Source organism: Thermogemmatispora sp., assembly GCF_019683755.1.
GTDB lineage: Bacteria > Chloroflexota > Ktedonobacteria > Ktedonobacterales > Ktedonobacteraceae > Thermogemmatispora.
The window spans coordinates 1-8890 of record NZ_JADGHT010000189.1; the positions used below are offsets into that span (position 1 = coordinate 1).

Annotated in this window: 6 protein-coding genes; 3 read left to right on the plus strand and 3 right to left on the minus strand. The window is 60.6% G+C overall.

From position 1 onward, the window contains the following. Window positions 1-259: 259 nt before the first annotated feature. The 3 genes from IRZ24_RS12655 to IRZ24_RS12665 all read right to left on the minus strand — a co-directional run bounded on the left by IRZ24_RS12655 (window position 260) and on the right by IRZ24_RS12665 (window position 2039). Entirely contained in the window at window positions 260-613 is a 354-nt protein-coding gene (locus IRZ24_RS12655; protein ID WP_297164792.1) for a cupin domain-containing protein, read from the minus strand. A 361-nt stretch (window positions 614-974) separates the two neighbouring features. Continuing rightward, complete coding sequence (locus IRZ24_RS12660; RefSeq protein ID WP_297164793.1) at window positions 975-1220, minus strand: CsbD family protein; 246 nt, start codon at window positions 1218-1220, stop codon at window positions 975-977. A gap of 147 nt (window positions 1221-1367) precedes the next feature. Continuing rightward, window positions 1368-2039 carry a hypothetical protein gene (locus tag IRZ24_RS12665; RefSeq protein WP_297164795.1) on the minus strand — a complete coding sequence of 224 codons (672 nt, stop codon included), beginning with the start codon at window positions 2037-2039 and terminating at the stop codon, window positions 1368-1370. A gap of 489 nt (window positions 2040-2528) precedes the next feature. On the opposite strand from IRZ24_RS12665, the gene IRZ24_RS12670 reads away from it, so the two are divergent. From IRZ24_RS12670 to mgtE, 3 genes are all read left to right on the plus strand, one after another. Continuing rightward, window positions 2529-4442 carry a phosphatidylglycerol lysyltransferase domain-containing protein gene (locus IRZ24_RS12670; protein ID WP_297164797.1) on the plus strand — a complete coding sequence of 638 codons (1914 nt, stop codon included), beginning with the start codon at window positions 2529-2531 and terminating at the stop codon, window positions 4440-4442. Continuing rightward, window positions 4439-5974, plus strand: coding sequence for an alpha/beta hydrolase-fold protein (locus IRZ24_RS12675; protein WP_297164799.1), 1536 nt, complete (start codon window positions 4439-4441; stop codon window positions 5972-5974). The genes IRZ24_RS12670 and IRZ24_RS12675 overlap by 4 nt, the downstream gene beginning before the upstream one ends. A gap of 856 nt (window positions 5975-6830) precedes the next feature. Next, window positions 6831-8810 carry a magnesium transporter gene (gene mgtE, locus IRZ24_RS12680; protein ID WP_297164801.1) on the plus strand — a complete coding sequence of 660 codons (1980 nt, stop codon included), beginning with the start codon at window positions 6831-6833 and terminating at the stop codon, window positions 8808-8810. The last annotated feature ends 80 nt before the right edge of the window (window positions 8811-8890 follow it).

Consider the following 8890-nt stretch of genomic DNA (forward strand, 5'->3'; position numbering starts at 1 on the left):
TCCATCAAGTCGTCCCATCGTATACTCCTTTTCGCAATGTGGTGAAGGCGACGTTGATACAGGTTACATTAAGTATAGTATATCTTTAGCGATCACCTTCGCAAAGGGACGGCTCGCCCTCTTCGCTGGTTTTGCGCCAGCACCCAGGCCGCCAGACGCTTCTTGCCTGAGATGGACAATGGCGAGAGAGGCAGAGAGAAAACCAGCCAGCCAGAGAAGAAAGGGCTAGTCTGTGTGGTGCCTGGGAGGCCTGCCCACCCTAGCGCTCAAGCTGCTCTTGCTCCGTAGGACGCCTGGCCGCTGTTCGCTGCGCCTCCAGGCATGTCACTCCTTTCGGGCCAACAAAGGCACTGTGACGGGTGCCCGCCGGCAGGATCATGCAATCCCCCGGCTCCAGATCAATAATCCCCTCGGGACCTGGCGTGTCAGGCAGGACAAAGCGAATGGAGCCACGCAGACAGTAGAGCACTTTGTCATAGCTGTGGCTGTGTACCGCATAGGTATCGCCCGGCCCATTGGACCAACTGTAAGATGCTAATCCTTGCTCTTGCATCTTTCGTCTGATCTCTTGTTCATCAGGAGGATTTGATCCTTGCCAACGAATTACTTGCATAGGCTATCCCTCACTTCTTGATAGTAAGCTGGCACGATTATCCCAGCTAATCGTATTTTCAGCAGTATAGGACGAATTTGTAAATAGCCGATAATGGACTGCTAAAAGCTCTGTTAATAGAGATGAGCTAGTCAGGGAAGGTTAGCAAGAGGGGGGCGTCGCACCTGACCGGCAGCCTGGCCGATGCAGGCCTGAGCTGAGCGGCGCGGGGCTGCTTTGGGGAGAAAAGGGGATAGCTTCCACCTGCAGATAGCAACAAAAGGTCTGCTCTCCTCGATTGAGCGAGAGCAGACCCCAGGGTTAGCGACCCAGGCTATCGCTGGTCCGCGAGCGAGCGGACCAGCGGCCTGATCGGAGAGAGCTAGGGCTGACGCTCTTCTTTGGCCTCTTTGGCCTTTTCACTGGCATGCTGGGCGGCCTCCTTGACCTGCTCGGCAGCCTCGTGCAGCTTCTCGCCCACCTTGCCAAGCAGTCCCTGGGCCTTGCCCTCAACCTTATCAGCCTTGCCCTCGGCCTGCAACTGCTCATTGCCAGTGAGGTTCCCCAGCGACTCTTTCAGACCACCCTGAGCCTCTTTGGCCTTACCTTCGAGTTCATCTTTATTCATCGTCGTGTTTCCTTCCCTTCTTGACTTAGGTACCAACTTCACTTGTCTATCTCGCTTGGGCGGGCGCAAGCACGCTGGCGTGAGGGCGCCAGCGTGCCCTGCATGACTGCTCGTCTGGCCTATGAGCACCTGGCACGGTCAGCCTTGTTAGCGGTCGCGATAATGCGGATGGCGCGCCGAGGCCACCCACGTACCAGCGAGGCAAACCAGTGCTCCCCCCAGACCCCACAGCAGACACCAGAGCACCTCGAGCACCGCGGTGCCGGCGTCCAGCGTGGCAGTACCAGTTAGATTGCCCGGATAGGCAGGAATAAAGCTGGTCGGCCAGAGAAGCAGCGAGTAGACGATGCCTCCTACAGCCCCCGCCAGGAAGCCCAGGCGCCGACGTACAGCGATTCGCCCAAGGATGAGACCACCAACAAAAGCGACGATTAGCGCCACCAACCAGGTGATTCCATAGATGGCGGCCAGCAGCAACGCTACTCGCACGGTGAGCGCATCGCGCAGCACCTGGCGATGAGCCTCATTGAAGAGGCCGGCATTCACCAGGACAAGGACAATGGTGACCAGGGCGACGAGGACGCCCATAATCAGGCCAGTAATGAGCGCATAGCGCGCTCCCCGCTCAGGCAGTCGCGCTGGCTCCCGGGCCGGCGCGGCCTCCGACCTCTGGGCACTTGTCCCTGACGTTGCTTGCGTCGGCACGACGCGCATGGTTTCCGGCTCGGAGATCAGACCTTCTCGCCGTGAGACCCCGGCCTGCTCCGTTGGCCTATCCGCTTCTTTCCCCGTCGAGCGGAGTTGATGAACATCTTCCATGATGGCACTCGCTTTCTCTGACCCGTCAGCGATCGGAGTAGCCGGTTGCTGTTCCTGACAACTGTGGACCGCCTTGTAGGCCTTGCCCGTCGGGAGAGAGCAGCCTCCTTCACAGTCATGGTGGCAAGGCTAAGCTCTTACGGTCCGAGTAAAAACACGAGAGAGCCAGTGGTAGGGTTTCAATCCTGAACCTCTACCGCCGCGGCTCTCGTTCTCCACCTCTCAGGTAGACAGCCCAGGCTATGAGGCGAGTGGACCAGCGTGGGAAAGACCCTTAACTTTATTGACAGCCCTTGAAAGGGATACCCATAATAGGATCAAGATCGTAGCTTGAAAGGATGGTTGCTTACAGAACAGGCAGAAGGGTATGACACCGCCGGAGCCGCTGCGTGGCGCTGAGGTCGTCCCGGGTTCGCCGGCGCTGCGCAGCACAATGAGACAACAGAGGAAGCAGACCAGGCCAGGGATACAGGCCGGGGAGGAAGGGCTATGAAGGCGTTCTTCTCACGGTTGGTAGCCCCGCGCCCAGGTCAGCAGCCGAGCGCCTTGCCATCACGTCGCTTGATCAGGGGCATATTGGCGCTCACCGTGGCCTTGCTGGGCTGCATCAATGGCCTGGTGGTCTTGCTTCCACCACACCCGGGACGCTTGGAGCTGCTGCACGATCTACTGACGACGATTGCTCTGCTCGCGCCCTTTGGGCCGGCTTTCTGGCCTTTTGTCCAGACCAGCCATACGATTGCTCTGCTGATCGGCTTTTTCCTGATCCTGCTGGCCTTCGGTCTGGCTCGCGGCAAAGAGCGCGCCTGGCAGGTGACGCTTGTCCTGTTGCCTCTATCCGCCCTGTTACACGTGCTGCGTGGCCTGGCTCTTGAGGAGGCCCTGCTCTCCTGTGCCCTTTGGGGCGTCCTGCTCCTGGCTCGTCCCTGCTTCCAGGTGGCTAGCGACCCCTGGCGCGCCCGGCAGGGCCTGGTCTTACTGGCTGTCGGGACCGTTCTGCTCCTTCTCTACGGCATCGGTGGCTACTACCTGATCGAAGGGCAGTTCTTGACCACCAGTGGCACAGGTGGGACGCTGCTAGCCCTGCTCCGTCGCATGGCTAATCTGCCGGCTCAGGAGCTACTGCCGCTGACGAGGCATGCGCGCTGGTTCCTGGACTCGTTGCCCATTCTAGCGGCGACCGCTCTGCTGACAGGCCTGGTCGCCCTCTTTCGCCCTGTTAGCGCGCGCTGGTGGCTGACGCACCAGCGGGAGCACCTGGTCCAGAGTGAGCGTCTGGCCCTTGACCTGTTGTGTCGCTACGGACAGGAGACATTGGCCTTCTTTGCACTGGACCCGGGGAACCTGCGTTTCCTGACCCCACATGGTGAGGGCCTGGTCGCCTATCGCCTGGTCAACAATGTCGCCGTGGTCCCTGGCGACCCTCTCTGTCCGCCAGCGGCACGCGAGGAGGTCAGCCGCGCCTTCCTAGAGCTATGTCAGCGTAATGGCTGGCAGGTCGCTATCTATCAGGCTCACCCTGATTTCTTACCCTACTATCGCGCCTGCGGCCTGAGCATCTTTAAAATTGGCGAGGAGGCCCTGATTGATCCACGCTGCTTCAGCCTGAGCGGCTCGGCAATGGCCAATGTACGCACCAGCAGCCGCCGGGCAGAACGCGAGGGTGTCACGCTGTGCTGGCTCGAGGAGGCCCCCCCGGCGGAGCTGTATGAGCAGATGGTCCAGCTCTCGCGCGCCTGGCTGCGGCAGAAAGGAGCACGCGAAACGGCAGAGATGGGGTTCAGCATGGGACGCCTGAGCGAGCTGCCTGCAATGGCTCAGCGAGCCTCTCTTATCGCCGCAGTGGCCGCACGTGAGGAGATAGAGGCCGGTCGGCAGGCTCTGCCGCGCCTGACACTGGGACTGGCCTTCGATCGGACCAACAGGCTTTGTGCCTTTGTCTCCTTTACTCCAATCTATGGCCTCTACGACTCCAAAAGTGGAATACGTCGTGATTGGGGCTGGGCCCTCGACCTGATGCGTCGCGCGCCCGATGCCCCCTATGGGGTGATGGAGCTGCTGCTAGTGCGCGCCATTGAGCGCTTTCGCGAGGCAGGGGCCTGGCTCGTTAGCCTGGGCCTGATTGCCGCTAGCGATACCAACCAGGAGCTGTCAGCCGGGCAGCGCGCCATTGCGAATTTCTTGCTGGAGCATGTCCATGTGCTGGAAGAGCATCGCACACTCTTCCGCTTCAAGCAGAAGTTTCAACCCCGCTGGGAGAGCCGCTACGTGGCGGCCAGCAATACGCTGGCCCTGCCACGTATCGCTCTGGCCTTGCTCAATGCTCACCAGCAGCGCTCACCGGCCTGGGAGCGTGCTCCTGGCCAGCAAAATCAGAGTCTGTTCACCTTGCATCTCTTATGAAGACATGGCAGCCTTCGGGCCTCTCTACTGATACTGACAAACGCTCGCGCCGTTCGCTGCGGGCGTTTGTCCCGCCAGTGCTCTCTTTCGTTGGGGCATTGCTTGGCGGCGCCCTACTTATCGTTGGTTTAAGCTCGGGGCTGAGCGCGCTGCTCATCGCCCTCGGACTGGATGTCCAGCGCACCCAGATGGTGACAGCCCTTTTCTGCTGCGCCGGCGCCGGCTTCTGTGGGGGCCTGGTAGGACGGCGTTTTATAGGCGCCTTGCCTGCCAGCCTCTTGCTCTTTTGCTCGGCCTACCTGGAGGACTTCATCGCAAGCGAGCTGCAGCCGGTGCGCGATCCGGGAGGACAACTTGAACCGTTGAACGTAGGAGCCTTGGTTCATACAGTGCTCATGCTACTGGCCCTGGCGTTCCTAGCGGCCTTTGCCGGCTGCGCCATCGGCGAGGCGCTAGCCCGGGCCTTGTTTGATCCTGTCGCCCAGGCCTGGCAGCTCCTACGCGCTCCCCAGCGCCTCGCCATCCTGTGGAAAACGGCACCGCCGCCGCAGCCCGGGCTAGCGCCGTCCACGGCGATTGTCCCTCCTGATCAGCCCCAATTCCATCCCCTGGCCTTCGCAGGGTCCTGGCTCCTGGCCGTCCTGCTGGTGACCTCGCTGGTACTGGCCACCGGCTCAGGCGACCTGTTCCTCTTTGCCCCTGACACCGGTATTCACACCCCGCCGGTCATTCGGACCGCTGCCGGGCGCCCAAATAAGGGCACAGTGGTCAAAGATAGCTTTGCCAGTCCCTCCCTCCACGGTCAGCGGCGCTCATTTCTGGTCTACCTACCGCCCTCCTACAATACGCCTGCCGCTCAACAGCGGCGCTACCCGGTGCTCTACCTGCTGCACGGCTCTCCTGGCAAGATGGTTGACTGGATTACTGGCGGCAAAGCCGAGCAATCCGCCGATACGCTCATTGACCTGGGGAAGATCCCCGAGCTGATTATGGTTTTTCCTGATGGAAATGGGCGCCCTGGAGCAACCAGCGAATGGGGCAATAGTAGCGACAGACAGCAACTGCTAGAGAACTACGTCGCCATCGATCTGGTCCAGTATATCGACAGCCACTATCGAACGATCCCTGCCCCGGCGGATCGCGCTATCGGCGGCAACTCAATGGGCGGCTTTGGTGCGACCAATATTGCTATTCACCATCCCGACGTCTTCGGCTTCGTCATTTCTCTGGGTGGCTACTATCGTGCTGAGGGCCCCATCTGGGGAAGCAATCCGGCCTACCGCCGTGCCAATAGTCCGCTCTACACGATCGCCAGCAATCGTCGCAGCCAGCAATTGGCCTTTTTCCTGGGAGCGGCTACCCGCGACCAGCCTTACTATAGCGACACACTGCAGTTCGCCCAAGTGCTCAAACAGCACCACGTACGCTATACGCTTGATATCGAAAAAGGCTATCACTCGTGGCATGTCTGGGAAACCCAGCTCTATCATGCCTTGCTCTGGCTTCACTGGGGTCAGACAAGCGCCTCTTAGTCAGGCAGCCTGCTAGGAGAAACGGGTGACCGCTGGGCGGCGGATTCTCAGAGATTCGCCGCACCAGCTTGCCGATTCCGCCATCAGCGTGCTATACTCTGACAAGACATGATGCTTTGTCCTGTTTGTGTGATCCCCGTGACCGCACTCCTTTTTCAGCTCCAGTATCGGGCACAGCGGTGGTACCGCCATGCCTCCCATCTGGAGCATCGCGGCTCAACGGGTCAAGGAGGTGAGGGACATGGACGCTGGCCCAAGTAGTAGTAGGCGTGTAGCTCTTACATGCCTGCTCGCGGGTAAGTGTTTGTCACCTCATCGAGTAGGGGGGATCTAGCCTTTGCCCGACGACGTACACTGGCGCTTGGTCTCATCGCTCATTCTCTTGTTCTAGAGCGCAACTAGTCAGTTACTCATCGTCCCCTCCGTATCACCACCTTACTCGATGAGCGTGATCCTCTGCCAGCGGTCAGCCGCTATCGAGTAAACACTTCCCGCCTGCCAGTCTGTCCTACCTGTCCTTTTTGCTAAGGGTGCCCCTGTACGCATGGGTTTCCCGCTGCGTCTTCATCAGCACTGACCGGGCCTGATGCCCGGGCGAAGGTGATGTCTGTCTTTGACGGCTGTCCGGCTCGTCCACGCATCAGTCGCTAGACGCTTGACGAGCTGCGTGCTGACCCGCCGCCAGTCAGACGTGCCTGCGCCCGGCTTCTGCCCACCATGCACCCGGTCAGGCTGAGATCTCTGCGTTCGCAAGCACACAAACGAGTTGGGAACTCCTCTCGCTCAACCACGCCGCTGTGGCCGAGCGACCGGCCTGTATTGTCCATTGAGCAGACGAGGAAAGGTGGTGATACCCTTGATCTACTTGAGCACGCTGCTGCGTCAGAGTGTCCATGATAGCGAGGGACGGCGCCTAGGTATACTCTTTGACCTTTATGTCTCGCCGCGCGAGACCTTTCCCTGTGTGACGGCGCTGGTGGTGCGTTCACCGTTGAATACTAATACGCTGGTGGTGCCCTGGTCTCAGGTCCACAGCATTGAAGAGACTCCCATCACCCTAAAGGTTCGTCAGGACGAGATCACTCCCTACACACCTCAACCCGATGAGCTGCTGCTCAAGCGCGACATTCTGGATAAGCAGATTGTCGATACCCAGGGCGTGCGTGTGGTCAAAGTCAACGATCTGAAACTGGCCCAGATCAAGGGAACAGCGCGCCTGATCGGCGTCGATATCGGCGCCAGCGGCCTGCTGCGCCGACTGGGGCTGCTGGCCCCGCTCGAGCTGTTGAGCCGGGTGCTGCCACTGCGGCTGGAGGACCGTACCATTACCTGGAACTATGTAGAGCCAATCCAGGTGGTTCATGCTGGCACCAGCGAGCAGCTTGCCCCTGCCCTGGCCGGCGCTGGTGTAGGAAGCAGCGCCACGGTCGCGACGGGCGGCGTCGTGCCGCAGGTCCAGTTGAGCGTCAGCCGCACCAAGCTGGCAGACCTTCACCCGGCGGATATCGCTGATATCCTGGAGCAACTTGATGCCCAAGAAGCCGGTGCCATGCTGGAGCGCCTGGATACCGAAACGGCTGCTGATACGCTCAGTGAGGTTGAGCTCCCGCTGCAGGCCGAGATTATCAGCGGCCTCGATTCAGAGCACGCTGCACGCCTCCTGGCCGCTCTGGCTCCCGACGATGTGGCCGATGTCTTGGCCGAGATGCCACGCGAGGAGGCCGAACGCCTGCTGAATCTGCTGCCCGCTGAGGCGGCTCGCCAGGTACGCGAACTGCTTCACTACGGGAAACAGACCGCCGGCGGCCTAATGACAACCCGCGTGCTCGGCCTGCCGCAACACTGGACGGTTGAAGAGACACTGGCTTACCTGCGCCGCCATGCCGATCATCTCGAGACCATCTACTATCTCTATGTGGTTGATGATGCACAGCATCTGGTCGGCGTGGTCTCGCTACGGAGCCTGGTGACCGCCGATCCGCAAACGCGTCTGCAGGATCTACTCAATCCCGATGTCATCCATGTCCATACCGATACCGATCAGGAAGAGGTAGCGCGCCTGATCTCGCATTATGACTTGTTGGCTCTCCCCGTCCTCGATGAAGAGGGCCGATTGGTCGGCCTGATCACCGTCGACGATGTGATCGATGTCATCCGCGAGGAGCAGGCCGAAGACCTCTCAGAGATCGCCGGCACCAGCGTCGAGGAGTTTACGGCTGAGGAGGAGCCGCTTTCCTGGCGCGCCGTGCTGGGACGCGCGACCTGGTTAGCGGTGAATGTGGCAGCGGGCGCTCTCCTGGCGCTGCTCTTGAATGGTTTGCTGGGACCGGTCTTGCGCGCCGGCGCTCGCGCCGCTCAGGACCCGGCTACTCTTAGTGGTCTTTTGCGCGCTCTTCATTCACCTACTACGCTCAGCGGCATGGTCTCGCTGCTGCCAATGCTCTTGCTCACTAGCGGTAGTGTAGGCTCACAGGCGCTCGGTGTGACTGGCTGGCAGTTGCGTTCACAACGCGGACGCGATTTCTGGCGCGGCTTTTTCCGCGAGCTGCAGCTAGGGACCGCCGGCGGCGTGCTGGCCAGTGTCTGTGTGGCCGCCCTGAGCTGGGTCCTTTTCGGGTCACCTCTGTTGGCGCTGGCAATGGGCTTCGGTCTGGGCCTGACGCTCTTGCTGGCGGCCATTCTGGGCCTGGTGCTGCCAACGCTCTTCTATCGCCTGCACCTGCGCGGCAGTTTGCTCAATGCACCGTTACTCGATCCCCTCATTGCCGTGCTGAGCGTCTGCGCCTTTCTGGGTATCACTTTGCCTTTGTTAACTGGCCCTCTCTATGCAGGCTGAATCTGGTTCCAGGGATGGCGGGTCGCGCTTCTGCCGCTCTCTCTTGATCAAGCGACCCGCCCCTGCTCGCCCCGTTGTTC